Annotated in this window: 26 protein-coding genes; 8 read left to right on the forward strand and 18 right to left on the reverse strand. The window is 47.2% G+C overall.

Going from position 1 to position 23,678, the window contains the following annotated elements; genetic code table 11:
- Nucleotides 1–88 precede the first annotated feature (88 nt).
- Both MKY62_RS20295 and MKY62_RS20300 read left to right on the forward strand, forming a co-directional pair.
- The gene (locus tag MKY62_RS20295; RefSeq protein WP_003186288.1) at nucleotides 89–1,180 is read left to right on the forward strand and encodes a branched-chain amino acid aminotransferase; all 1,092 of its coding nucleotides are present in this window, start codon (nucleotides 89–91) and stop codon (nucleotides 1,178–1,180) included.
- Between the two features lie 232 nt (nucleotides 1,181–1,412).
- A complete protein-coding gene (locus tag MKY62_RS20300) occupies nucleotides 1,413–2,675 on the forward strand; it encodes an MFS transporter (RefSeq protein WP_003186290.1) in 1,263 nt (420 codons plus the stop codon).
- A gap of 101 nt (nucleotides 2,676–2,776) precedes the next feature.
- Here MKY62_RS20300 and licH read toward each other — a convergent pair whose 3' ends face one another.
- From licH to MKY62_RS20335, 7 genes are all read right to left on the reverse strand, one after another.
- Nucleotides 2,777–4,105, reverse strand: coding sequence for a 6-phospho-beta-glucosidase LicH (licH, locus tag MKY62_RS20305; RefSeq protein ID WP_003186291.1), 1,329 nt, complete (start codon nucleotides 4,103–4,105; stop codon nucleotides 2,777–2,779).
- Nucleotides 4,105–4,434 (reverse strand): PTS lactose/cellobiose transporter subunit IIA, encoded by a 330-nt coding sequence (locus MKY62_RS20310; RefSeq protein WP_003186294.1) that lies wholly within the window; start codon nucleotides 4,432–4,434, stop codon nucleotides 4,105–4,107. Before MKY62_RS20310 ends, licH begins: the two co-directional genes overlap by 1 nt.
- Nucleotides 4,435–4,449: 15 nt before the next feature.
- Nucleotides 4,450–5,802 (reverse strand): PTS cellobiose transporter subunit IIC, encoded by a 1,353-nt coding sequence (gene celB, locus MKY62_RS20315; protein ID WP_003186295.1) that lies wholly within the window; start codon nucleotides 5,800–5,802, stop codon nucleotides 4,450–4,452.
- 14 nt (nucleotides 5,803–5,816) lie between these two features.
- A complete protein-coding gene (gene licB / locus MKY62_RS20320) occupies nucleotides 5,817–6,122 on the reverse strand; it encodes a PTS lichenan transporter subunit IIB (RefSeq protein ID WP_003186297.1) in 306 nt (101 codons plus the stop codon).
- Between the two features lie 126 nt (nucleotides 6,123–6,248).
- Entirely contained in the window at nucleotides 6,249–8,198 is a 1,950-nt protein-coding gene (locus tag MKY62_RS20325; RefSeq protein WP_003186299.1) for a BglG family transcription antiterminator, read from the reverse strand.
- Nucleotides 8,199–8,353: 155 nt separating this feature from the next.
- Entirely contained in the window at nucleotides 8,354–8,461 is a 108-nt protein-coding gene (locus MKY62_RS20330) for a hypothetical protein (RefSeq protein WP_003186300.1), read from the reverse strand.
- Between the two features lie 62 nt (nucleotides 8,462–8,523).
- Complete coding sequence (locus MKY62_RS20335) at nucleotides 8,524–9,114, reverse strand: DNA-3-methyladenine glycosylase (RefSeq protein WP_003186302.1); 591 nt, start codon at nucleotides 9,112–9,114, stop codon at nucleotides 8,524–8,526.
- A 206-nt stretch (nucleotides 9,115–9,320) separates the two neighbouring features.
- Between MKY62_RS20335 and MKY62_RS20340 the strand changes: the two genes are divergently transcribed.
- From MKY62_RS20340 to prpB, 4 genes are all read left to right on the forward strand, one after another.
- Nucleotides 9,321–9,992 (forward strand): GntR family transcriptional regulator, encoded by a 672-nt coding sequence (locus MKY62_RS20340; protein ID WP_003186304.1) that lies wholly within the window; start codon nucleotides 9,321–9,323, stop codon nucleotides 9,990–9,992.
- 75 nt (nucleotides 9,993–10,067) lie between these two features.
- A complete protein-coding gene (gene mmgD, locus MKY62_RS20345) occupies nucleotides 10,068–11,183 on the forward strand; it encodes a citrate synthase (RefSeq protein ID WP_016886304.1) in 1,116 nt (371 codons plus the stop codon).
- Between the two features lie 35 nt (nucleotides 11,184–11,218).
- On the forward strand, nucleotides 11,219–12,658 hold the full coding sequence (locus tag MKY62_RS20350; protein ID WP_003186308.1) for a bifunctional 2-methylcitrate dehydratase/aconitate hydratase: 1,440 nt from the start codon (nucleotides 11,219–11,221) through the stop codon (nucleotides 12,656–12,658).
- A gap of 12 nt (nucleotides 12,659–12,670) precedes the next feature.
- The gene (prpB, locus tag MKY62_RS20355; protein ID WP_003186310.1) at nucleotides 12,671–13,588 is read left to right on the forward strand and encodes a methylisocitrate lyase; all 918 of its coding nucleotides are present in this window, start codon (nucleotides 12,671–12,673) and stop codon (nucleotides 13,586–13,588) included.
- Between the two features lie 42 nt (nucleotides 13,589–13,630).
- Here prpB and MKY62_RS20360 read toward each other — a convergent pair whose 3' ends face one another.
- The 4 genes from MKY62_RS20360 to MKY62_RS20375 form a co-directional block, all read right to left on the reverse strand.
- Nucleotides 13,631–14,824: a chromate transporter gene (locus MKY62_RS20360; protein WP_003186312.1), complete on the reverse strand. Its 1,194-nt coding sequence runs from the start codon at nucleotides 14,822–14,824 to the stop codon at nucleotides 13,631–13,633.
- A 12-nt stretch (nucleotides 14,825–14,836) separates the two neighbouring features.
- Nucleotides 14,837–15,145, reverse strand: coding sequence for a PadR family transcriptional regulator (locus MKY62_RS20365; protein ID WP_011198424.1), 309 nt, complete (start codon nucleotides 15,143–15,145; stop codon nucleotides 14,837–14,839).
- A 145-nt stretch (nucleotides 15,146–15,290) separates the two neighbouring features.
- On the reverse strand, nucleotides 15,291–17,006 hold the full coding sequence (locus MKY62_RS20370) for an ABC transporter ATP-binding protein (protein ID WP_003186314.1): 1,716 nt from the start codon (nucleotides 17,004–17,006) through the stop codon (nucleotides 15,291–15,293).
- 114 nt (nucleotides 17,007–17,120) lie between these two features.
- Nucleotides 17,121–17,783: a rhamnogalacturonan acetylesterase gene (locus MKY62_RS20375; RefSeq protein WP_003186317.1), complete on the reverse strand. Its 663-nt coding sequence runs from the start codon at nucleotides 17,781–17,783 to the stop codon at nucleotides 17,121–17,123.
- A 308-nt stretch (nucleotides 17,784–18,091) separates the two neighbouring features.
- Here MKY62_RS20375 and bslB (MKY62_RS20380) point away from each other — a divergent pair, with 308 nt between their 5' ends.
- Together bslB (MKY62_RS20380) and bslB (MKY62_RS20385) are read left to right on the forward strand one after the other, a co-directional pair.
- Nucleotides 18,092–18,676, forward strand: a complete 585-nt coding sequence (gene bslB, locus MKY62_RS20380; RefSeq protein WP_003186319.1) for a biofilm surface layer hydrophobin BslB — start codon at nucleotides 18,092–18,094, stop codon at nucleotides 18,674–18,676.
- A 227-nt stretch (nucleotides 18,677–18,903) separates the two neighbouring features.
- The gene (gene bslB / locus MKY62_RS20385) at nucleotides 18,904–19,377 is read left to right on the forward strand and encodes a biofilm surface layer hydrophobin BslB (RefSeq protein ID WP_003186322.1); all 474 of its coding nucleotides are present in this window, start codon (nucleotides 18,904–18,906) and stop codon (nucleotides 19,375–19,377) included.
- Here bslB (MKY62_RS20385) and MKY62_RS20390 read toward each other — a convergent pair.
- The 7 genes from MKY62_RS20390 to sigY all read right to left on the reverse strand — a co-directional run bounded on the left by MKY62_RS20390 (nucleotide 19,335) and on the right by sigY (nucleotide 23,657).
- Nucleotides 19,335–20,606, reverse strand: a complete 1,272-nt coding sequence (locus MKY62_RS20390) for a multidrug effflux MFS transporter (protein ID WP_016886306.1) — start codon at nucleotides 20,604–20,606, stop codon at nucleotides 19,335–19,337. The genes bslB (MKY62_RS20385) and MKY62_RS20390 overlap by 43 nt on opposite strands.
- A gap of 109 nt (nucleotides 20,607–20,715) precedes the next feature.
- Nucleotides 20,716–21,492 carry an ABC transporter permease subunit gene (locus tag MKY62_RS20395; protein WP_003186326.1) on the reverse strand — a complete coding sequence of 259 codons (777 nt, stop codon included), beginning with the start codon at nucleotides 21,490–21,492 and terminating at the stop codon, nucleotides 20,716–20,718.
- The gene (locus MKY62_RS20400) at nucleotides 21,489–22,376 is read right to left on the reverse strand and encodes an ABC transporter ATP-binding protein (protein WP_009329850.1); all 888 of its coding nucleotides are present in this window, start codon (nucleotides 22,374–22,376) and stop codon (nucleotides 21,489–21,491) included. Before MKY62_RS20400 ends, MKY62_RS20395 begins: the two co-directional genes overlap by 4 nt.
- Nucleotides 22,376–22,588, reverse strand: a complete 213-nt coding sequence (locus MKY62_RS20405) for a PLD nuclease N-terminal domain-containing protein (RefSeq protein WP_003186330.1) — start codon at nucleotides 22,586–22,588, stop codon at nucleotides 22,376–22,378. The genes MKY62_RS20400 and MKY62_RS20405 overlap by 1 nt, the downstream gene beginning before the upstream one ends.
- Nucleotides 22,585–22,803 (reverse strand): hypothetical protein, encoded by a 219-nt coding sequence (locus tag MKY62_RS20410; protein ID WP_003186332.1) that lies wholly within the window; start codon nucleotides 22,801–22,803, stop codon nucleotides 22,585–22,587. The genes MKY62_RS20405 and MKY62_RS20410 overlap by 4 nt, the downstream gene beginning before the upstream one ends.
- A complete protein-coding gene (locus MKY62_RS20415) occupies nucleotides 22,804–23,127 on the reverse strand; it encodes a YxlC family protein (protein WP_003186335.1) in 324 nt (107 codons plus the stop codon).
- Nucleotides 23,124–23,657, reverse strand: coding sequence for an RNA polymerase sigma factor SigY (gene sigY / locus MKY62_RS20420; RefSeq protein ID WP_011198430.1), 534 nt, complete (start codon nucleotides 23,655–23,657; stop codon nucleotides 23,124–23,126). Before sigY ends, MKY62_RS20415 begins: the two co-directional genes overlap by 4 nt.
- Nucleotides 23,658–23,678: the final 21 nt, after the last annotated feature.

The following is a 23,678-nucleotide window of genomic DNA, read 5'->3' on the forward strand; positions in this document are numbered from 1 at the left end:
TGAAATCTATTGCGATTATCAAGAGAAGGTTTAAAATAGAAGATAAATATTTTTTGGAAAAAGACTAGAAACGGCAGGGAGAATGAATATGACAAAACAAACGATCAGCGTACAGCTCAGTACAGCAAAAAAGCAAAAGCCAGAGGCTGACAAGCTCGAATTCGGCCGGACCTTTACCGACCACATGTTTATCATGGACTATACGGCTGAAAACGGCTGGCACGATCTGAGAATCGTTCCTTACCAGCCGATTGAAATGGACCCGGCTGCAATGGTTTACCACTACGGACAATCCGTTTTTGAAGGATTAAAAGCTTATTTATCAAGCGAAGGCAGAGTTCTTCTGTTCAGACCTGAAAAAAACTTCGAGAGACTCAATAAATCCAACGACCGCCTCTGCATTCCCCGGATTGATCCTGAAATCGTTCTGGAAGGGCTGAAGCAGCTGGTTCAGATCGACAAGGAATGGATTCCTCAAGCTGAGGGGACATCCCTTTATATCCGTCCGTTCATTATTTCAACAGAACCGTACCTTGGCGTCGCCCCATCCAATATGTATAAAATGCTGATCATTTTATCGCCGGTCGGATCTTATTACAAAGAAGGCATCCGCCCTGTGAAAATTGCTGTTGAAAGCGAATTTGTCCGTGCTGTGGCAGGCGGTACAGGCAATGCGAAAACGGCCGGAAACTACGCTGCGAGCCTGAAGGCTCAGGAAGTTGCGGAAAGCAAAGGCTTCTCACAAGTGCTGTGGCTTGACGGAGTTGAAAAGAAATACATTGAAGAAGTAGGCAGCATGAACATCTTCTTCAAAATCAGCGGTGAAATTGTCACTCCGGCTCTAAACGGAAGCATTTTGGAAGGCATTACGAGAAACTCCGTCATCCATCTCTTAAAACAATGGGGACTCTCCGTAACCGAAAGAAAAATTTCAGTTGATGAACTGGTTCAGGCTCACAAAGACGGCCTGCTTGAGGAAGCATTCGGCACCGGAACCGCCGCTGTCATTTCCCCCGTCGGCGAGCTGATCTGGAAAGACGAAAGCCTTGTGATCAACAACGGTCAAACTGGAGAAATCGCCAAAAGGCTCTACCAAACGATCACCGGTATTCAAAAAGGCGCTTTGCCTGACACATTCGGCTGGACAGTTGAAGTTGATAAAGTAAGCCAGTCCTGCTAAGCGGTTTAAGCTCTCTTTTGCAAAAAAGAGGGCTTGCACCCTTATCGTAAAATTCGCCGGCGGCAGGCTCTGTTTCCACCCTACTTGCCTCTTTTTCAATCCGACTTGCAATCCCTCCCGCATAAAACGATTCCATTTTATATACTTTATGTTAAAATTATCAATAACCATGCCGGAAAGGAGAGATTATCCGTTCTGATGTAACACGCAAATCAAGAAAGGACGCTGAACGATGGATCAAACAAAATTGAGCGTCTGGGAAAAGAATTACACGTTCCTTTTCATCTCCAGGCTAATCAAAATCTCTGCTGACTGTTTTGCCTTCAATTCTATTTTATGGTTTTTAATCTTTGACGGAAAAGGTGCAATCGGCACTTCCCTGCTTCTTGCCGTCACTTTTCTCCCCGAAGCCTTTTTGGCGCCGATTACAGGGCCTTTAGTCAAAAGAAGCGCCCTGAAATTCTGGATGTACTTTTCGGATTTAACAAGGGCAGCCGTCGTCATTACTATACCGATTTGCTATTTAAACGGCTTTTCACCGATGTGGTTTGTTTTAGGCCTCATGATCATCCATTCGGCAACAGGCGCGACATATAACCCGGCGTCAATTACGCTGATTCCGCAGATCGTGAACGAAAATCTCATCCAAAAAGCCAACGCGATTCTCCAGTCTTCTTCAGAAATCATCAGGCTGGGAGCCGTTACATTGTGCGGAGTGCTGCTGACTTTTATCGGTCCTGCAACGACTTTGGTCTTTTCATTTATCTTTTATATCATATCGGGCCTATTCATGCTTTGCATCAAATACAGCATCACCCGGACTCATTCACAGTCTAAGTCTCTTGCTCAAAGAGGTACATATTTTGCGAGATTAAAAAGAGGATTTACATTGGTGAAAAACCACAAAATATTATATCCGCTCGCGATTTATTGCATCTTCATGAACCTGGCGGCTTCACCCTGGGAAGCCCTTTCCGCGGTATATGTTGCTGAGGATTTAAACGGAACGCCGTTCATCCACTCGCTGCTGAAGGCGACGACGGCAGGAGGAGCATTTTTACTGGGATTTATCCTTGCAAAAGTAAAAATCAACAGGTACGGACTCCTTTTTATTACGGCAGGCATTCTCGAAGGTGCAGCTTATTTTATCGCAGGACTGAATACTTTCCTGCCGCTCGTATTTCTCGCCGCCTTTGCATTCGGGGCAGCCATCAGCTCGATTAATGTCCCCGAATTCACGATTATCCAGACATCTGTCGAAGGGGATGACCAGCCTCAAGTGTTTGCAGTCATCCATATGATCACAAATCTATCGCTTCCTTTAGGGGCAATTGCCTGCGGATATGCCGCAAAAATGCTTGGCGCGGGAAACGTGATTGCAATCGGCGGCTTCATCGAAATCATTGCGGGCATCGGCATCCTCATATTTACTCAGCTTGCCAGGGCCCGGCGGTCAGATCTGATAAAAGAAAAAGAAGCTAGCGCAAATATGTAGTACGAATGTGACGGCCGCAGTTTCACCGGGTCAGGCGGGCGCAGCGGCGCCTCCAACAATGAAAAGGTTCCGGCAAACACACCGGAACCTCAAATCTATTCCTATGCTTCTACAGATCTAAAAAACTGCGGAAGATGCTCTTTATGCGCTTCAAGCATTTCGTCCAGTATTTGTTTCGCAATTTTGTCGGACGGAACGAGCGGGTTGATCGTCATGGCCACAAGTGCAGTGTTGTAATCGCCTGTAACAGCCGCTTCAGCCGCAACGCGTTCGAACGATTTAATTTGCTGGACAAGACCTCTCACGGTGACAGGCAAATCTCCGACCGCGATCGGTTTCGGCCCGTTTTTCGTCATGACACAGTTGACTTCCACTGCGGAGTCATCAGGAATGCTTGCGATCGCTCCGTTATTCATCGTGTTAACAGGTTGAATATCGTGCTTGTCATTGTAAATCGAGCTGATCAAGTTGCAGGCGGCATCACTGTAATATGCGCCGCCGCGCTTTTCAAGCTGGGGCGGTTTGATCGCCAGCTCCGGATCTTTATACAGCTCAAACAATTCCTTTTCAACTTGCTGAACAACCTCTGCACGCGTTCCTTCCGTTTTTGAAGCCTCCAGTTCGTGTTCAAGCATTTCCTGTGTTTTATAGTAGTAGCGGTGGTAGCCGCACGGAATCAGGCCAAGGCCGCGGATAAAGTCGGGTTCCCACGATTCTCCGGAGATATTTTTCATCGTCATCGCATTTTCTGGATCTGCCATCGCTTCGATCACTTTGTCTTTGACGCTGACGCCGTCAAGGAAAACGTCGAGTCCGAACACCATATGATTTAATCCTGCAAATTGAATGTCTATGCGGCTTTCATCAACATCGAGCGCCTTTGCAACCCCCATCTTCATGCCGATCGGCACATTGCAGAGCCCGACGACTTTTTTCAAATTAGAATAGCGGAGCAGCGCTTCAGTCACCATGCCTGCCGGGTTGGTAAAATTGACAAGCCACGCGTCGGGGCACAGTTCTTCGATGTCTTTTGCAATCTCAAGGATGACCGGAATGGTGCGAAGCCCCTTGAAAAGGCCGCCCGGTCCATTTGTTTCCTGACCGATCACCCCGTATTTTAAAGGAATTCGTTCATCTTTTGCTCTCGCTTCGAGCAAGCCGACGCGGAATTGCGTCGTGACAAAATCAGCGTCTTTTAAAGCCTCCCTGCGGTCTAGCGTCAGATGGACTTTGATCGGGACGCCTGCTTTTTCGACCATTCGCTTCGCCAGCGTGCCGACGATATTAAGTTTTTCTTCCCCTTCCGGTATATCGACGAGCCAGAGCTCGCTGACCGGAAGCTCGTCATGCCGTTTGATTAATCCCTCGACAAGCTCGGGCGTATAACTTGAACCTCCGCCAATTGTTACGATTTTCAATCCTTTTTTCATCAATTGACACCTCCGTGGATATTCATTTTTTCATAGAGCTCGACAATCTCCGCGGCCAAATCTTTCATGGTCATCGCATTCATTAAATGATCCTGGGCATGAATCATGAGCAGTGAAGGTTCGGTTTTCGCACCCTTCGCTTCATTTTGAATCAAAGCTGTCTGAAAGTGATGCGCCCTGATCAGTTCTTCGTCAGCCGCCCGGATCTTTTCTTTTGCAGCTGCGAAATCTCCCTTTTTGGCTTCGGCTATCGCTTCCATGCAAAAGCTCCTGCCGTTTCCTCCGTGAAGGATAATTTGAAATATCGTTCGTTCCAATTCCTCGGACATTTTGGCACCCCTTTTCTATACACTGACCTGTTGACCATCGCTTGCAGCCGTTCCGGTCTCCAGTTCGCTCTCTTCTTTCAGCTTTTGTTTATCCCACATTCTAAAGAACGGATAGTATACGACAAACGAGATCAACAGATTGATCAGCTGCATGACCGCTCCGGAAATTTTCCCTCCTGTTGCCAAATATCCGGAAAAGCCGGGCGGCATCGTCCACGGCACGGCAATCCCAGCCGGCTTTGCAACAAGACCTGTGCTCATTCCAATATAGGTTGCCGTTATCATCAGCAGCGGCGACACGATGAACGGGATCAGCAGCATCGGGTTCATGACGATCGGCATGCCGAAGATAATCGGTTCGTTGATGTTAAAAACAGCGGGGCCGATGGCGAGTCTGCCGAGCTGTTTCATTTGCTTGCTTCGCGCCCTAAGAAACATCGTAATGACCAAAGCCAAAGTAGCGCCGCTGCCGCCGATGTTGATCCAAATCTCAAAAAACTGCGTCGTAAATATGTTCGGGAGCGCTTCTCCGGCTTGGAAAGCGAGACGGTTTTCGTCCATCGCTCCGTACCAGATCGGCGACATCACTCCGCCGACAATGTTTGCTCCATGAAGGCCGCAGGACCACAGCAGCATTTTCACAGTTTCGGCAATAAGGCTTCCGCCGAGACTGCCGCCAAGGACGGAAAGAGGCGTTCCCAAAAGGACGTTGACGACATTATGGAGGCTTTCAAACGGCGTCATTTCAATTAAAAGGCGGGCCGCCCAGATCGAGCCGATAACGGCGAATCCCGGAATCAGAGCGATAAATGATTTGCTGACAGCCGGCGGTACGCCGTCCGGCATTTTGACGACAATATCCTTTTGAACGACCCAGCGGTAAACCTCAGTGGAGAACATCGCGATCAGCATGCCGACAAACAGACCTTTGCTTCCCATTAATGAAATCGGGATGCCGCCTGACACTAAAATTTCCTCTGTTGCGCCTTCGGGTGTGAACGGAATCTGGTAGGGGGTCGCAAGCAGAAAAGCTGCTACGGCAATGGCGCCCGATGACAGGGCATCGATATCATATTTCTCCGCCAGACGGTAGGCGATGCCAAACGTGGCGATCAGCGCCATAATGTCAAAGCTGACATTAACCGGATAGCTTAATTTCTCAGCCCATTGATCGCCGAAAATCCCCGCCATGAATTCCGGATATCCCGGAATCGGCAAATTGGCTAAAATGAGAAACAGCGATCCGATAATGATTAATGGCATGGTCAGAATAATGCCGTCTCTGAGAGCCTGCAAATGGCGCTGGGCGGCAATTCTGCCGGCAACCGGCATGATCTTCTCCTCTAAAAATGCATTAAACTTGTTCACTTGTGCCGCCTCCTTTAAGAGCCGGCAAGCTGTTCGGCGGATTTTAACACTTCAGCTCCATTACAAGTTCCGTAATGGACCGTATTGATGACATCGACGGGTACACCTTTCGATTCTCCTAATTTTTTTAATTGCGGGAGCATGTAACGGACTTGCGGGCCAAGAAGCAATACGTCGGCTTTATCGATATGATTCTGAACCTCTCCTCCGGAAACGGCCCAGATTTTATAGTCTTTTCCTTGTTCCTCTGCACTTTTTTCCATTTTCGTCACAAGCAGACTCGTTGACATTCCTGCGGCGCAAGCTAATAAGATATTCATGTTAAATAGTCCCCCTTTTACGTATCGTGTCTGATCTCTCTTACAGTTTCATCATATAATGAAACCGTTTTCATATACACTTAATGATTTTCCTCAGCGAAGAGGAAAAAAGACAAGGGGACATCTTCATTTGGCATATCGATGAGCCGGCCCGCTTTTTTTAAAGACGGACATAAACTCCCAGTACGTTTTGCATTTCAGGAGTTCCCGGACAATCGCCCTGTCATCTAAAACACGGCCCAAAAATTTGTACATCTCCTGCAAATTTGCTGTATTGTCCTTTTCTACACAAAGAAGGCAGACGAATTGAACCCTCTTATTCTCCCAGACTATCGGTTTTTGCAGCGTGCAAACCGCCCAAAAAGTTGAAGCGGTTTTTGGTGTCATCGGATGCGGAATCGCAACCAGATTGCCGAAGCAAGTGGGCGCAACGGCCTCCCGTTCAAAGACCGAGGCTTCAAGCCCCGCGTCTGCAAGCCCTGATTGCGTCACTTTTCCGCACAGAAAGCGAAGGACATCCTCTCTTGAAGACAGACTTTCCCGCAAAAAGACAAGCTCTTTTCTCGTATAAGTCGAAGCGATTCCGTCATCTTCGGCAAGCACTTGTTCTATTTTCGTTAAATCTCCCCCTCCCAGTATTGTGTTTACTTGAATCACCGGAATGGGAAGATCATCGGACAGCGGTATTGTGCTGATAACAAAGTCGAGTGCATGGAGCGACATTTGATTCAGCTTGTAGTAATCAACCGTTCCAAGGATCTCAAGCTTTGAACCGAATGTTGCCCGCAGTCTGTCCTGAAGCAGCATGGCGCTTCCGGCCCCTGAAGCACAGACAATCATACAGCGTTTTGAGGGCCTGTTCATGTTTCTTCTTTCCATGGCTGCGCCTATATGCAACGCGAGGTAGCCGACCTCGCTTTCCTGAATGTCAAATCCCGTCTCTCTTTTGATGACTTCACCGGCTTGAATACCCGCTTCAAATGCGAGCGGATAATTGGCCTTAATTGCATCCAGCATTGGATTTCTGATATTCATGCCGTATCTGCAGCGATTCAAAGCCGGTTTTAGGTGAAGGCCGAGACCGATTTTTAATTCTTTGTCATCCCCAATGCCGAGGGTGAATTTTTGATCGATGGTTTTCATGATCAATTGCGTCAGCCGGTCTGTCTCTTCTTCATCCATCATGCTTTCGATTGCACCGCTGCGAATGGCGGCCATAACCGTCCTTTTCGCGCCAAGCAAATGGATGGCGATGTAGGCCGTTTCTTTTTCTGGAAACGCCACGTGCAGCTTTTGTTCAAGAGTGCGGACAATCGCCCTCGCCACTTCATATTCTTTATGATTCATAATCTCCTTTACATCTTTGGAATAAAGAGAAACATGTTTGCCGCTTCGGATGCGTTTGCATGCAATGGCGACGTGGATGAGAAGATTGTTTAGTCCGATATCTGAAAGAGAAATTTGATCTTCGCTTATTTTTTCTAAAATCGTTTGACGGATCATAGCAAGCTCTTCTTTTGGGAGAATGGATATCCGGGTGTTCATAATATCAATATCCGTTTCCCGCTTTGGAAAAAGGTGCTCTGCGATGCACGATCGCAGCTTCATCTCATCTCCCTTCAGCTTAAAGCCGTAATTCGGCTTGATCTTCAGCTCAATGTCGTAAGGTTTAAGCCTTTTCTTCACATCTCTCATATCGTTTTGGACCGTCGATTTGCTGATATACATCTCAGCGGCTAAATCTTCAAGTTTGACATACTCCTCAGTTAAGAGAAGCCTTTTTAATAAATAGAGAATACGCTCATTTGGAAAAACGGGAGTAGAAAGCTCTTGATGAAATGTGTGCTGCAGAAGCTGGCGAAAGAGGCGGTCATTCTTGATGGAGAGCCGATAGCCTGCACCCCTGATCGATTGGACGGCAGCGCCGTTTTTGGAGAGAAGCCGGTCTAATTCTTTCACATCTGATCTGATCGTCCGAGAGGTCACATTTAGCTCATTGGCCAAATATGCGCTGGTTAATGGTGATTCTGCCCCTATCAATTCGCCGAGGATAAGCTTAAGCCGAGCATTGAGCATAGAAAAAGACCCTCCCACTAAGATACTTGAACCGAGAACAAACCTATACACTCAGGTATATTCATTTTTTTGTGAAATTTGTCTCATAGTTAAGTAAATTCTATTATGACTGCGCTTTCAAGTCAATTTGGCCTTTCTCCAAGAAAAAAGCCGGTTTAACCGGCTTTCAGATTCTTTTTCTCCCTTCGGTTTTTAATGATTTTCCATGCGATCGGATAGATGACAGGCGCCCATTTGACGGCGCTTTTAATCATTTTTTTCATGGCTTGACTCCCTCCTGTTTTTTTTACTGTTTTCCCTGATGAACGGGAGCCAAACCTTTTAACTATCTTGAGACATAGCGGTTCCCTTTTATCCAGAATCGCCAAGGGTATTCCCTCGCTTCACCTGAGTTGTCAATGCCAATTCGCGGACCGCTCAAAATATCTTGGGGTTCATACCCTTTTGCGATATAAAGCGGCGGCCCCGTCAGCGGTCTGCCGTAATCGTTCATCGTGATGGAAAGCGCCTTTGTCAGCTTTCCCGGACCGTTTGTCCAATCGCGCGGTTTCTTTCCGCTCCTTCGCTTCTCCATCAGCGCGAGGCCTTCATGAGGTTCAAGCGCTCTGATCAGCACGGCCTCAGGTTCATCGGCTCCTCCGCTTACAACATTGATGAGTGTGTGGGTATGCATGGTGTACGTATACACCACGCCGGCTTCACGATACATGATTTCGGTGCGCTTTGTCCGGCGGTTGCCATAGCTGTGAGCTGCTCTGTCCCCTGGCCCTTTATAAGCCTCTGTCTCCACAATATATCCTGAAGCAGGCCCTTCTTCCGTTTCTTTAACGAGAAGACAGCCCAACAGGGACCTGGCAAGTTCAATTGTTGGCTTGTTGTAAAATTCGAGCGGGAGAGGTTCGTGAGCTGGATTCATTTTTGTTGGCCTCCTTTTTGCTAAAAAGCAAATCGCCTCTTTGTCGATTGTGATATATTTTACCATTTTCGACAGACGAGATGCCAGAAATGAAGGCAATGATGAATGAGATGATTTATTGGTCTTCAGTGGATGACATTGACATATCTGTATTATTGTATACAATAATAATTATATTCTGAAAAAAGGAGGCGAAAGCTTTTTTCATGCACTCTTCAAATCCAGTCAAAAGACAGTCTGCAAGTGATTACGCTTATAACGAATTAAGAACGAAAATCATCGAACTTGAATATCCTCCCTCTGAACAGCTTGCTGAAGACAGTCTTGCAAAGGGTTTAAACATCAGCAGAACTCCTCTTCGCCAGGCTCTTTACCGGCTGGAGCTTGAAGGATTGGTCAGTAAACAGCCGAACGGCCGGCTTCGCGTATGCCCGATTTCGCTCGCTGAAGCGAAAGAGGTTTTTAAAGTGCGTGAAGCGCTTGAAGGACTACTCACTGCCGAAGCCGCACAGCTGGTGACGCCGGAGAGCCTTCATCAGCTTGAAGACCGCATCGAACTGATGAAGCTGGCTGCCGTAAAGGGCCGCAAAACAGATACGGTCAAATACGGATCAGAATTTCATTCTATCTTGCACGCCATCAGCACAAATGCAACCGCAAAACGTTTTCTGGATCAGCTTGAAAGCAGGATTGAACGGTATCGCAGAATCAGCGGATACAAAAATCCTGACTACAAACCGTCTGTATCTTTCAATGAACACTTGGATATTTTTAATGCCGTCAAAGAAAAAAACAGCGTTTTGGCAGAAGCCGCCATGCGTTCCCACATTAAACGAAGCTTACGTTCAATTGAAGAAACGCTCGAACGTTCATACTAATCCGCCGAACAGCCAATGCCATTATCACAGCACGTTTTTGACACAAATGTTAAAAAACGAATAAGAGGTGGAAAAATGGGCAAACAAGGTGTATTTAAACCGGGATTAGAAGGCGTTATTGCTGGAGAAACGAACATTTCTTTCTTAGATACGGAAGCGGAACAAATCGTCATTAAAGGCTATGATTTAATCGAACTTGCAGAACAAAAAACATATCTTGACCTCGTCTATCTTCTCCTTCAAGATAAGCTGCCAGATCCAATGGAATTGAAAGGAATTGAAAGCGCTTTAAAAAGTGCGTATGAACTGCCCGGCGGAATCTATACTATTCTGAAGTCGCTTCCGAATAATACCCATCCGATGGATGCGCTCCGAACCGGGATTTCCGCTTTAGCAGGATATGATCCCGAATTGAATGACAGATCTCAAGCAGCAAACAGAAGCAAAGCGCTGCGCTTGATCGCACAGGTTCCGAATATTACCGCCAACAGCTACCGCATCCTTCACCAGAAAAACGTCATCACGCCTGACAAACAGCTTTCATTCAGCCAGAACTTTTTATATATGCTGACGGAAAAAGAACCGACTCCCCAAGAAACAGCCGTCTTTGATCAGACATTAATGCTTTACAGCGAGCACGAAATGCCGAACTCCACATTTGCCGCAAGAGTCATCGCATCGACAAACACAGATATATACGGTGCTTTCACAGGCGCTGTAGCATCGCTAAAAGGACATTTGCACGGCGGTGCGAATGAAGCGGTCATGTACATGCTGCTCGAAGGAGAAACAAAATCGGGCTTCTGCAAGCTGATTGAACATAAGTTAAGCAGAAAAGAAAAAATCATGGGCTTTGGGCACCGCGTCTATATGAGAAAAATGGACCCGCGCGCAGCCTTGCTGAAAAAGGCGCTCTATTCGCTTTCTCATAAAACCGGCAGACAGGATTTATATGAGATGTGCGATGCCGGCGAAAAGCTGATGCGCGAAGAAAAAGGCCTGTATCCGAACCTCGACTACTATGCGGCTCCAGTCTATTACCTGCTCGGCATACCGATCGATCTCTATACTCCGATATTTTTCGCGGCACGGTCGGTCGGTCTTAGCGCGCATGTCATTGAACAGCATGAAGACAACAGGCTGTTCCGCCCGAGAGTTCACTATACGGGACCGCGTCATCTTCATCCATAATTCGCTTTGATTCAGAAAGAAGGGAGATAGATGTTATGAAAACTGAAAGTCAAACGCTCCAAAACTGTGATCAATTGCTGGAAGAGATCGCCGACTATACGGTAAATGCCAAGATTTCAAGCGAAGAAGCGATTGAAACCGCCCGTTACGTCTTAATGGATACACTGGGCTGCGGAATATTGGCGCTCAAATATCCGGAATGCGCCAAGCATCTCGGCCCGATTGCCCCGGGTACCGTCGTCCCGAACGGCACCCGCGTCCCGGGAACGCAATTTGAGCTTGATCCTGTTCACGGCGCCTTTAATATCGGCTGCATGATCCGCTGGCTCGATTATAACGACACATGGCTTGCGGCCGAATGGGGCCATCCGTCAGATAACCTCGGAGCGATTTTAGCCTGCGCCGACTATGTCAGCAGACAGCTGCTCGCGGCGGGCAAGGAACCGCTCACGATTAACGATGTCCTGACGGCAATTGTTAAGGCTCATGAAATCCAAGGCGTCCTTGCTCTCGACAACAGCTTAAACAGAAACGGGCTTGACCATGTGCTATTCGTAAAAGTCGCCTCCACTGCTGTGGCATGCTCACTATTGGGGGGCACAAAACAGGATGTTATCAATGCCGTCTCCCAGGCCTGGGTCGATAATTCAAGCCTGCGGACGTACCGCCATGCTCCGAATACCGGCTCGCGTAAGTCCTGGGCAGCCGGTGATGCGACTAGCCGCGGCGTGAGGCTCGCGATGATGACCTTGAAAGGCGAAATGGGATATAAAACCGCTTTGTCTGCTCCAATGTGGGGGTTTCAGGATGTCTTATTCGGAGGAAAAGAATTGACGCTCGCCAGACCGCTCGACTCTTATGTCATCGAAAATGTCCTTTTTAAAATTTCGTATCCGGCTGAATTCCACGCTCAAACGGCTGCTGAAGCCGCGATCAGGCTTCACCCTGAAGTGAAGGACAGACTTGATGACATCGGCCAAATCGTGATCACGACGCACGAATCGGCCATCCGGATTATCGACAAAACGGGAGAATTACACAATCCGGCTGACCGTGATCACTGCCTTCAGTATATAACAGCGATCGGACTGATCTACGGCGATATTACCGCTGACCATTATGAAGACGAAACCGCGCAAAATCCGGAGATCGACAGGCTGCGCGAAAAAATGACGACAGTCGAAAACAAACAGTATTCCGTCGATTATCTCGACCCGGAAAAACGCTCGATCGCCAACGCTGTTCAAGTGTTTTATAAAGACGGCACACACTCGGAAAAAATCGCGGTCGAATACCCGATTGGTCATCGGCGCCGCCGCAACGAGGGCATCCCGCTCTTAAAAGACAAATTTATCAATAATTTAAAAACGCGCTTTCCGGCGGGGCAAGCGGAACGAATCAACGCCCTGCTGAATGATCCTCACAGATTAAGCGGTACACCTGTACCGGATTTCATGGAATTGTTTGTCATTTAGGAGGTTTTGAATATGTGGATTGTCTCGAAACAATCAACTCAGGAAGAGCTGGCCAATGCATTCAGAAAACTGATGAAAGCACCTGATATTTTGAAAATACCCGGTGTTCATGACGGAATGGCTGCCATTACCGCAAAAAACATCGGCTTCAAAGCGCTCTATCTCTCCGGGGCCGCCTACACGGCAAGCCGCGGGCTCCCTGACCTCGGAATGATACACTCCCAGGAAATCGCTGAAAAAGCAAGCGAACTTGTGAGAGCCGCAAATCTTCCGCTTTTGGTCGATATCGACACCGGCTACGGCGGTGTCCTAAATGCGGCACGCACGGCCGCCGAAATGGCCGAGAGCAGAGTCGCAGCCGTCCAAATCGAAGATCAGCAACTGCCTAAAAAATGCGGACATTTAAATGGAAAAACGCTCGTACCCGCAGAGGACATGATCGCAAAAATTAGAGCGATAAAAGAAACCGCCCCTTCGCTCGTTGTCGTGGCTCGGACGGATGCAAAAGCAGCAGAAGGGATGGAAGCCGCCGTCAGGCGCGCCAATTTATATGCCGACGCGGGAGCCGATGCCATCTTTCCTGAAGCATTAACGAGCGCAGCCGAATTCCGGGAAATGGCTTCTTCCATTAAAGCGCCGCTCCTGGCCAATATGACCGAATTCGGAAAAACGCCTTATTATACGGCTGACGAATTCCAAATGCTCGGCTGCAGCATGGTTATTTACCCTGTGACTTCCCTGCGCGCCGCCGCGAAAGCTTATGAGCGGGTCTTCGCGGAGATTTTCGAAAAAGGCACGCAAAAGGGTGTGCTCGATGACATGCAGACACGCGAAGAATTATATGATGCGATTCATTACTACGACTATGAAAAACTGGACGAAAATATTGCCAAAACGGTGCTTCCCGAAATCGGAAAAGAACACCGTTGATACGCGAAACAAGGCTGCCGAATGATCGGCAGCCTTCTCCACTTACAACAGCTGCAACATCGCACCGCCGACAGCACCGGCTGCAACGATGATCCACGGCGAGAGCTTCCAGTAGACAAGCAGGCTGAACAAAACCGCAGCGAATGCAAAATCGATCGGCGCCAATACGGAGCTGGTCCAGATCGGGTGATAAAACGCGGAAATCAATATCCCCACAACAGCTGCATTCACTCCCATTAAAGCGCCTTTTACTTTAGGATTGCGGCGCAGCGTATCCCAGAAGGGCAGCGTCCCCAGAATCAGCAGGAACGCCGGCAGAAAAATCGCCGCTGTGGCGAGCAATCCGCCTTGCCAGCCGCTGATCACCGCACCAAGATATGCAGCGAATGTAAACAAAGGCCCCGGAACAGCTTGTGCGGCTCCATATCCGGCCAAAAATGCCTCTTCACTTAACCATCCCGCCGGTACAAATTCCCGTTCTAATAATGGCAGGACAACATGCCCTCCTCCGAAGACCAAAGAACCCGACCTGTAAAAGCTGTCAAACATGGCAATCCAGCCGGAAGATGTCATTTCCCTGAGCACCGGCAGCAAAATGAGAAGCCCGAAAAACAAGCTGAGACAGACCGCTGCAAACCGGCGCGACACAGGAAACTGCATGACGGAATCATCCGTTTCAACTTGCTCTTTATAGATAAGATATCCGGCGAAAGCGGCGAGCAGGATGACTCCGACCTGTGTAAAAGCCGTCTGCCAGAGAAGAGTGGCGACCAGAGCAAACAGCGCAATCGCTTTGCGCCTTTTATCAGGTGTCAGCTTTTGCGCCATCCCCATAACGGCATGGGCGACTACGGCGACGGCGACGATTTTCAGTCCATGAATCCAGCCGGCTGTTCCAATATCGAAGCCTTGCAGAACCATGGCAAATAATACAAGCGCTATGACAGATGGAAGAGTAAACCCGATGAACGCTGAGATTCCGCCGAGGACGCCGGCTCTCATCACGCCGATTCCGATCCCCACCTGGCTGCTGGCAGGACCGGGCAGAAACTGGCATAAAGCGACCAGATCGGCATAGTTTTTTTCGTCCATCCATTTTCTTTTACGGACATATTCGGCATGAAAATATCCTAAATGTGCGATCGGACCTCCGAATGATGTCAATCCAAGCCTGGTTGAAACGAATAGAATTTCAAGCAGCGACTTCAAGCTTCTGTCCGCTTTATGCTTTGTCATCATTCCACTCCTCTATTCTTTAATTTCTTTAAACAGTTCATATGCTTTCAATCTGGCTTCCTTCAGTACGCTTGCTCCTTTTTCCGTGGTTGAATAGTATTTTCTGATCTTTCCGTCCACATTCTGTTCTTCTTTTCGAAGAAGTCCGTCAGCTTCCATAGAATGAAGGATCGGATACAGCGTTCCCGCACTGATGTTATATCCGTGCTCTTTCAATTCCTCAAGCATCCACAATCCGAAAATCGGGTGTTCGCTGGCGTGGTGCAGAATATGAATTTGAATAAATCCTAGAAATAGCTTTCGCAATACCTTATCTTCCAATACCGCACCCCCTTTAACGAAATTCAATATCGAAATCCGATATCGATAATATATAACGAAAGTGTAGCATCCGTTCCCTTTCTTTTCAAGGTCTTTTGCCCTTAAAAAAACAAGCCCAAACATGGGCTTGCCTGTTTCCAATCATTTACGACTGATACTGTACACGATGAAGATTTGCGAAAATACCGCCGCGCTCAACCAGTTCATCATGTGTCCCTTCTTCTGCGATTCCATTCTCTGTCACGACCACGATCCGGTCGGCATTGCGGATCGTAGCAAGTCTGTGGGCAATGACAAGCGTCGTCCTGTCTTTTGCGAGCTCCGTCAAAGCGTTTTGAATCACCTGCTCCGTCTCTGTGTCAAGTGCTGATGTGGCTTCGTCCAATATGAGAATCGGCGGGTTTTTTAGAAACATCCTGGCGATGGCAATCCTCTGCTTTTGGCCCCCTGACAGCTTCAGCCCCCTTTCGCCGACCTGGGTTTCATAACCGTCGGGGAGCGACTCGATCAGCTGTTCCAAATGCGCCATTTTGGCGGCCCGCTGAATTTCTTCATCTGTGGCATCCAGTTTTCCGTAGGCAATGTTTTCGCGGAGCGTTCCCGTAAAAAGAAACACATCCTGCTGGACGATGCCGATTTGCGAACGGAGAGAGCGTTTTGTCATATCGCGAATATCGATGCCGTCAATTGTGATGGCCCCGCCGTCTATATCGTAAAAGCGCGGAATCAGCGAGCTGATCGTCGTTTTGCCCGCTCCCGACGGCCCGACAAAGGCGACGGTTTCTCCGGCTTTAATTGACAGATCGATGCCTCGCAGGACGGGTTTATGTTTTTCATAGCCGAACGTCACATTCTTGAAGACGATGTTTCCTTCCAGCGCCGGAACATCAATCGCATCTTTGCGGTCGACAATCTGCGGCTTTGTATCGATCAACTCCGTAAACCGCTTAAATCCTGCCATTCCTTTAGGATAAAGCTCCAAAATGGCGCTGATTTTATCAATCGGCTTAAACAGCACGTTGACATAAAGAACAAACCCGACGAATTCCCCGTAGGACATATTCCCGGAAAAACTGAGCCAAGCTCCGAACACGAGCACTGCCAGAATCATCAGCCGCGTCATCAAAAAGGTTCCGGCAGTCGTGAGAGCCATCGTTTTGTAGCCCTTCAGCTTCGCCTTGCGGAACTTTTGATTGTTTTTTAAAAACCGGGATATCTCAAAGCGCTCATTCGTAAAAGATTGAACGACGCGAACGCCTGAAACGCTGTCCTCAACCCTGGCATTAACATCGGCGATTTCGCTGTACATCTGGCGCCAAGCCCGGTTCATCCTGATATTGGAATAGGTGATCAAGATAATCAATAACGGCACAAACAGAACTGCAACCAATGCAAGCTTCACATTAATCGTCAGCATAATCCAAAATGCACCTAAAAAGGTCATCACGGCGATGAACAAATCTTCCGGTCCGTGATGGGCCAGCTCTCCGATATCAAACAGATCATTTGTGATGCGGCTGATGATATGTCCTGTTTTTGTATTGTCAAAGTAGCGGAAAGATTGGCGCTGTACATGTTGGAAAAGCTCCTGGCGCATATCTGTTTCAATGTTGATGCCCAGCTTATGCCCGAGATAATTGACAATGTACTGCAGACCTGTGCTGAGCAGGTAGATCAGTAAGAGGCCGATGCTTACCCAGACGATTTCAAGCCAGTCTCCCCCGGGAATCAGCGTATCAATGAACCACTGAACAACTAGAGGAAAAGCCAGCTCCAGCACTGCAACGACGATCGCGCTGCTGAAATCGATGAAGAACAAACGTTTATGAGGTTTATAGTATGAAAAAAAGCGGCGTATCATAGGATGATGTGCACTCCTTTTGAAAATCTTTACGAGATTGATCGTATCACAGTTTGGCATCGGAAGTGCAAAAATTTCGAAAAATAATTGAAAATTATTCTCAAGTAGGCTGTTTTATAAAGGAATTCCCGCTTCTTTTGCTTCCTGTGCAACAAGCTTAGCGATTTCTTTTGCCCCGAAGTCGCAAAAGTGGGTGTCATCCCTGGCTCCGTCCGGATAGTTGGGGTGTTCCCCCGGTTCAAGCCATAAATACAGCTTTTTGGAAGCTTCCGGTCCTAGCGATTCAAGCAATTGACGGCTTTTGAAGGCGAGATCGATAAGCGGCACCCGAAGCTCTTCCGCAAGCTGTATCATCGCATCAGGATAGTCGCCATGGGTATTTTTAAAGCGGCCATCGCTTGCAAATGATCTTCTCTGGACCGGTGTAATCAGAACAGGATTGGCTTTCTTTAACCGTGCCTCATCTATATACCGGGTCAAATGCTGCTTGTAAGTTGTGTATGGCTCTGTATAGCGATCATCCGGTTTTTGGTCGTTATGACCGAACTGGACAAACAAATAATCGCCGCTTTTGATCTGTGTTATGATTCGCTTCAGCCTGCCTTCTTCAATAAAGCTTTTTGAGCTTCTTCCTGATGCCGCTTCATTGCGGATCAAAACACCTGCGCTTAAAAACTCGCCGATTTTCTGCCCCCAGCCTGCACGCGGCGCCCTATTCTCATCATAATCGCAAACCGTTGAGTCCCCGGCCAAAAACAACTGAATGTCTCGCATCATCCATCCCCCTGATCCCTTTTTATTTATATTAAAACGCCCCTCAAGGAACTGCAACAAATATACACAATTAACCATTTTGTTCTTTATGCGACTCCTTTTTATAAAAAAAGGGCGTCAATTGACAGAAAACTATCAATTTATACTAATTTTTTAGAAATTTATCTAAAAATATTTACTTGGATGGTAAATGGTGATAGATTAAGTAAACAAGAAAAGGAATATAGTTGATCTCGATCTCATTTCTGCCTTGAAAATAATAGGACGTCCTCTACTTTAACTTAAACATTGCAATTAGGAGGAACTTATCGATGCTTAAACGAAAATTCATTCGTAAAATCAGTGTTGGTCTATTAGCTTCTGCAGCATTGTTTTCATTTATCATTCCTACCCAAGGAGCAAATGCTCAAGAGGTGAAAACAAATCATTTTAGAGGACCGATCTTTTGTCCGCCGCCATTCAAGCCGGCACCTAAACCACAGCCGCCTCAAAAACCGCAGCCGGACAATCCGCAACCGGATAACCCGACTCAGAAGCCTGTGCTTGAGGCAAAAACTATTAACAGCAATAAAGAGTGGTCAACTTCAGACATCGAAATTACTTATAGACCAAACGCATTTGTCGGTTCAAGCTATGTTGAATTTCATTTTCCGTACCGCTTTCATGCAAGCACAAGAGATACACTAAATGGAAAAACGCTTGACTATACACAAATTTTAAATGATGGACAAACGGTCAGAGTTCCTGTCTATGCTTTAAGTTCCTCTGAGTTCAAACTGGTCATGGTTCGGAAAACGCTTCCAAATGCCGGCACTCACAGAATTACTGCTGAACTGCAGCAAAATGGAAAAAACATCAACCATGCTGAAACAACTTTGGAGATTGTCCCTCGTTAAATCAATGTTCGGCCCGCCGGCATGAATGTGCCGGCAGCCGTTCTATTGTATTTTTCTTTACATATCATGCATTTTTTAAATGTTTTTAGAATTTTCCTTTAAAAATATTTACTTGATTGGTAAATGATGATAGATTGATGGAGCGGGAAAAGGAATATAGTAGATTCCGAACTTATTTTTTCCTTTTTCATCATTTTTTAAAAACATTTATTAGGAGGGGTAAGTACATGTTGAAACGTAAATTTATCGGTAAAATTGGAGTCGGCCTATTAACTTCAGCCGCATTGTTTTCTTTCATTCTTCCGACGGAAGAGGCGAGCGCCACTTTTTACAGAAACGCTCCGACGCTGCATGTCGAGACGGTTGACAGCAATAAAGAATGGACAACTTCAGACATTGAAGTCACTTACAAACCGAACTTTTTTGTCGGTTCAAGCTATGTTGAATTTAACTTCCCATACCGCTTCCATGCGAATACGAGAGATTCGCTGAACGGCAGAACACTGAACTATACACAGATTTTAAATGACGGGCAAACGGTCAGAGTGCCGGTTTACGCTTTCAGCTCTTCTGAGTTCAAACTGGTCATGGTTAGGAAAACGCTTCCAAACGCCGGCACTCACAGAATCACCGCGGAGCTGCAAAAGTTCGGGCGAAACTACAACCACGCAGAAGCTACAGTTGATATCCTGCCACGGTAAAATTTTAAGCCTGCCCGCCGAACCAGTATGTTAAAACAAGCGAGCGCGCTGATATTGCAAAACAGAATGACGACTGCCATCGGCAAAGCTGTATGGCTTCCGGCAATACCGACGAGCGGCGCCGCGGCAGCTCCTAAAATAAACGGAAGCAGTCCTAGAAGCGCAGATGCGCTCCCGGCTGATTTCCCCTGGCTCTGCATGGCCAAGGATCCGCTGGTCGTCGTCACGATTCCGATGCAGGAAACCACGACAAACAGCGGGATTAAAATAAGAATCAGCGGAGCTTTAAAAAAGACAGAAACAAATAAAACAACGCTTGCGGTAAAAGACAGCAGCAAACCGCTCCGCAAAAGGGACGCTTTACCGAACCGGCCGGCAAGCCTGCCCGTAATCTGAGCTGCGATAATAATGCCCAGGCCGTTTAATGCGAAACAAAAACTAAAGGCTTGAGCCGACAATTTGTAAATGTCCTGCAAAACAAACGGAGAGGCCGATATATAGCCGAACATCCCCGCTACGATCAGCCCTTGCGCCAAGGCGTATCCCATAAATGTACGCTGGCCGAAGAGCCTTCCAAATGATACAAACGTCTCTTTGAATCCGCCTGCCGTACGGTTTTCCGGAGACAGCGACTCTTTAACCCCGAATATAACGGACAAAATCATCAGCAGGCCAAAAAGGCCGATGATGAAAAATACGCCGTTCCACGTCGTCCATTTCATCAGCTGTCCGCCCGCTACCGGAGATATGATAGGCGCTATCCCGTTAACAAGCATCAAGAGCGAAAAGAACTTTGTCAATTCTGTTCCAGAATATAGATCACGGGCAATCGCGCGTGATATGACGATGCCGCCTGCCCCCGCCGCGCCTTGAATAAAGCGCATCGCGATCAAAACCCATACAGAAGATGTCATAGCACATAAAAAAGAGGCCGCGGCAAAAACGGACAGCGACACGATCAGCGGAAGCCTTCTTCCAAGGACATCGCTGAAAGGGCCGATGACAATTTGGCCGATTGCCAGCCCCAGTAAACACGATGTTAAACTGAGCTGAACGACGGAAGCATTCGTATGTAAATCAGTTGCCATCTGTGGAAGGCCGGGCAAATATAAATCGATCACAACCGGACCGATTCCCGATAAAATACCCAATATGACAGCGATCCATACCCTGTTCGGCTTTGCTTTCGAATGAGCCGCAAGATCTGCCTGGCTGTTAAGCGTACCCATTGGATCACTCCTTTATTATATTTTTAAATACGCCCTCGAAACCTTCCAGTGTATTGTATACCTTAAGTTATGAAGATGACAATTAGAAAAACCGGGCGAGCCCGGCTGATTAGTAAGATTCATATCTTTTAAAAACAAAAACGGTGCACATGAACAAAAGAATTACAATTCCCAAAGACGAAAACACCATCCAGCCGAAAGCATGGTCCCATGAACCGTGCATGATAAAATAATCAGCCTGGCTTTTCGCCTTATCAGGCATCCATTCGGTAAAGCGGGGAAATAAGGATCCCGCCAATGAAACGAAGGCGATGAAACAGATGCTCATGCCGGCAATCCCCCCGATATGGCGAAACAGAGCACTGAAAAACATCGTGACCGACATGACAAATATAATCCATATACTGTACACGGATAAACTAACTAAAAACCGGTCAAATTCAACCTTGCCGAATAGCAGATTTGTATAGTAGAAAGCCAAACCGTAGCTTGCAGCAAACGAAACCAATACGAGCAGCACCTGCTGAAGCCACTTGCTGCCGATATACTGAAGCGGGCTGACAGGTCTCGCCATCACCAATGAAAGGGATCCTTGGTTTCGTTCGTGAACAATGCTGCCCATCACACTGAAAACGAAAATTGCCGTACCAACCGTGCCGAACTGGGACAAGGTGCTCGCCATTACCTCTTCACCTCTCGGCCTTGGTATGTCGATCACGGATCCCTCAGGCAAATTCCCGGCCATATCGATAATTTGAGGCATATAATACAGGCTGAGCGGCTGAATCAAGCCCAGAAGGATCAAAATGACAGGCAGCCAAAGCAGCTTTCCGTCTCTCCAGCTTTCCGTCCATTCTTTTTGAAATAACATAAAAAATGAATTCATAGCCCCATCACCTTCAGATACATATCTTCCAAGGACATCGTTTTTTGTTCAAAACGAACAATCGATACTTGTCTGTTCAAGCATTCAGCCAACAGTCGGCGGCTGTCAGACCGATCTGTTAAATAAAATTCAGCTTGTGAAGGCTTATGATACACGACTTTGCTGACATAAGGCAGGTGTTCCAGCCATCCTTCAAGACTTTCTTCAGCTGTCAGCATATATGATGGCTTTAAATGACGGTTCTTCAATCTGTGAAGCGGACCAGACCATTTGACAGCCCCTTCTTTCAGCATGATCACTTGATCGCACACCTCTTCGGCATCATGCAGCACATGAGTCGAAAATAGGATTGTCATCTTCTTTTTTAAATCCTTCATCATATCAAGCACTTCGCGCCGCCCCGCCGGATCCAGCGCGGAAACAGGTTCATCCAAAATCAACAGCCTCGGCTCATGAACCAAAGCCTGCGCCAGCCCGAGCCTTTGCTTCATCCCTCCTGAAAAACCGCCGATTTTCCGGTCTTCTTCCTTTTCCAGACCGACATAGCGCAAAGCGGTTCGACTCTTTTCCAGGGCTTCACGACGTTTCATTTTGGAAAGCCTTGCAGCGAATACCGTATATTCTAAAGCTGTCATCCATGAAAAAAACGCAGGATGCTGAGGCAAATATCCGATTTCCAGCCTGTTTATCGATTCTCTCCCCAAAAAGCGGATGCGTCCTGATGTAGGGGCCAATAAACCGGAAAGCATTTGCAATGTGGTCGTTTTTCCCGCTCCGTTCGGCCCGAGAAGGGCAACGCATTGCTGATATTCAAGGTCAAAGCTGACATTTTGGACAGCTTGGTGCTGCTGATACATTTTTGTTAAGCCATTGACGGACAGCATCACACCCGCCTCCTCTCATATGTTTTTTTACCGATGATAAAGTAAGAGACGGGACCGACAAAACTGATCCCGAAAATGATCAAAATCCACATCCACTTTGGGCCATTCGTTTTCTCCTGTTTTATGCAACTGACCAATGCGGACACTGCTAAAATGAAATACAGCACAATGAAAGGGGCGAGCAGCGCCCAAGGTATATCTGCTCCAGTCATGATAACGGCCTCCTTTTTTTATGAAACGGCCTTACAACAAATAAATAATAGAATAATAAAGGCATCGGTGTTTGGATCAAGCCCCATATTCCCCAGAACCACGCATTGGCTCCCTTTTTCTTCGCATTAAGAAATAGAAAGATACTCTGCGCAAATAAAAGCGGTGAAATGCAAAGCAGCAGCAGCAGTTTTTCCTGAGTCATGTCAAGATTCATTTAATCAGCCTCCTCATCAGCCGTATGCCGCCTTTTTTCTATCAGGGCAAGCGCTGGCAGCAAGATAAGCGCCGCTCCCTGCACCATGATAAAAACAGCCGGTACTTGAACGGAAATCGTCAAGTAGGCCGATAAAATCACCAGCGCCATGACGATAAAACAAAGCAATTCCTTTTTAAGCGCCCGCTTGCGCTCTTGCTTAAACCGCGCTAAACGCTGATTCAGTTCAAATGCTTGAGGAACCGGCGGCACAAAATTATCATCAATTCTTTCGAGTTCGCGTTTCAAATGTGTAACCGTTTCTTTTTCATCTCGTTCATTCACTGTCCCCACTCCTTTCGAATTTTCTTTAATCCATGATGCACGCGCGATTTGACGGTACCTTCTTTTATTTTCAGCATGTTTGCCACTTCAGGGTAAGTAAACCCGTAATAGTGTCTTAACAAGATTGGCATTCTGAACTCAGGCTCAAGCGCAGCAAACATCTCCAAGTATTCGCTCCATTCGTGGCCGTGAAGGGCAGAATTCCATTTCATTTTTCGCAAGGCTTCCTCTCCTGCTGCTTGCGTTTTGCGGTTTTCGCGTTTTTTCCGGCGCTGATGGTCGATAAACAGCCGGGAAGCAATTGAGATCAGCCATGTTGAAAATTTTGCATTGCCCTGAAACTGATGAAGGCTGACATACGCTTTCAGCATCGTTTCCTGGACCAAGTCCTCTGTGAGATCTGGGTTCAGCGTTAATTTCAGAACATATTGATATACAAAGGGGTAATGAAGCTGAAACAGTTTCGTAAAAGCCGCATCTTCACCGTCTTTTGCCCGTATGATCAGTTCTTTTTCATCTGCTTGATCCACTAAAACGCAAACCCCCTTTCT

Origin of the sequence: Bacillus sp. FSL R7-0646 (genome assembly GCF_037969865.1) — a bacterium.
GTDB classification, from domain to species: domain Bacteria; phylum Bacillota; class Bacilli; order Bacillales; family Bacillaceae; genus Bacillus; species Bacillus licheniformis.

Excerpts from the sequence above, each read along its gene's own strand:
- MKY62_RS20295 (WP_003186288.1), top strand. The coding sequence starts at position 89 with ATGACAAAACAAACGATCAGCGTACAGCTCAGTACAGCAAAAAAGCAA.
- MKY62_RS20300 (WP_003186290.1), top strand. The coding sequence starts at position 1,413 with ATGGATCAAACAAAATTGAGCGTCTGGGAAAAGAATTACACGTTCCTT.
- licH (WP_003186291.1), bottom strand. The coding sequence starts at position 4,105 with ATGAAAAAAGGATTGAAAATCGTAACAATTGGCGGAGGTTCAAGTTAT.
- MKY62_RS20310 (WP_003186294.1), bottom strand. The coding sequence starts at position 4,434 with ATGTCCGAGGAATTGGAACGAACGATATTTCAAATTATCCTTCACGGA.
- licB (WP_003186297.1), bottom strand. The coding sequence starts at position 6,122 with ATGAATATCTTATTAGCTTGCGCCGCAGGAATGTCAACGAGTCTGCTT.
- MKY62_RS20325 (WP_003186299.1), bottom strand. The coding sequence starts at position 8,198 with ATGCTCAATGCTCGGCTTAAGCTTATCCTCGGCGAATTGATAGGGGCA.
- MKY62_RS20330 (WP_003186300.1), bottom strand. The coding sequence starts at position 8,461 with ATGAAAAAAATGATTAAAAGCGCCGTCAAATGGGCGCCTGTCATCTAT.
- MKY62_RS20335 (WP_003186302.1), bottom strand. The coding sequence starts at position 9,114 with ATGAATCCAGCTCACGAACCTCTCCCGCTCGAATTTTACAACAAGCCA.
- MKY62_RS20340 (WP_003186304.1), top strand. The coding sequence starts at position 9,321 with ATGCACTCTTCAAATCCAGTCAAAAGACAGTCTGCAAGTGATTACGCT.
- mmgD (WP_016886304.1), top strand. The coding sequence starts at position 10,068 with ATGGGCAAACAAGGTGTATTTAAACCGGGATTAGAAGGCGTTATTGCT.
- MKY62_RS20350 (WP_003186308.1), top strand. The coding sequence starts at position 11,219 with ATGAAAACTGAAAGTCAAACGCTCCAAAACTGTGATCAATTGCTGGAA.
- prpB (WP_003186310.1), top strand. The coding sequence starts at position 12,671 with ATGTGGATTGTCTCGAAACAATCAACTCAGGAAGAGCTGGCCAATGCA.
- MKY62_RS20360 (WP_003186312.1), bottom strand. The coding sequence starts at position 14,824 with ATGACAAAGCATAAAGCGGACAGAAGCTTGAAGTCGCTGCTTGAAATT.
- MKY62_RS20370 (WP_003186314.1), bottom strand. The coding sequence starts at position 17,006 with ATGATACGCCGCTTTTTTTCATACTATAAACCTCATAAACGTTTGTTC.
- MKY62_RS20375 (WP_003186317.1), bottom strand. The coding sequence starts at position 17,783 with ATGATGCGAGACATTCAGTTGTTTTTGGCCGGGGACTCAACGGTTTGC.
- bslB (WP_003186319.1), top strand. The coding sequence starts at position 18,092 with ATGCTTAAACGAAAATTCATTCGTAAAATCAGTGTTGGTCTATTAGCT.
- bslB (WP_003186322.1), top strand. The coding sequence starts at position 18,904 with ATGTTGAAACGTAAATTTATCGGTAAAATTGGAGTCGGCCTATTAACT.
- MKY62_RS20390 (WP_016886306.1), bottom strand. The coding sequence starts at position 20,606 with ATGGGTACGCTTAACAGCCAGGCAGATCTTGCGGCTCATTCGAAAGCA.
- MKY62_RS20395 (WP_003186326.1), bottom strand. The coding sequence starts at position 21,492 with ATGAATTCATTTTTTATGTTATTTCAAAAAGAATGGACGGAAAGCTGG.
- MKY62_RS20400 (WP_009329850.1), bottom strand. The coding sequence starts at position 22,376 with ATGCTGTCCGTCAATGGCTTAACAAAAATGTATCAGCAGCACCAAGCT.
- MKY62_RS20405 (WP_003186330.1), bottom strand. The coding sequence starts at position 22,588 with ATGACTGGAGCAGATATACCTTGGGCGCTGCTCGCCCCTTTCATTGTG.
- MKY62_RS20410 (WP_003186332.1), bottom strand. The coding sequence starts at position 22,803 with ATGAATCTTGACATGACTCAGGAAAAACTGCTGCTGCTGCTTTGCATT.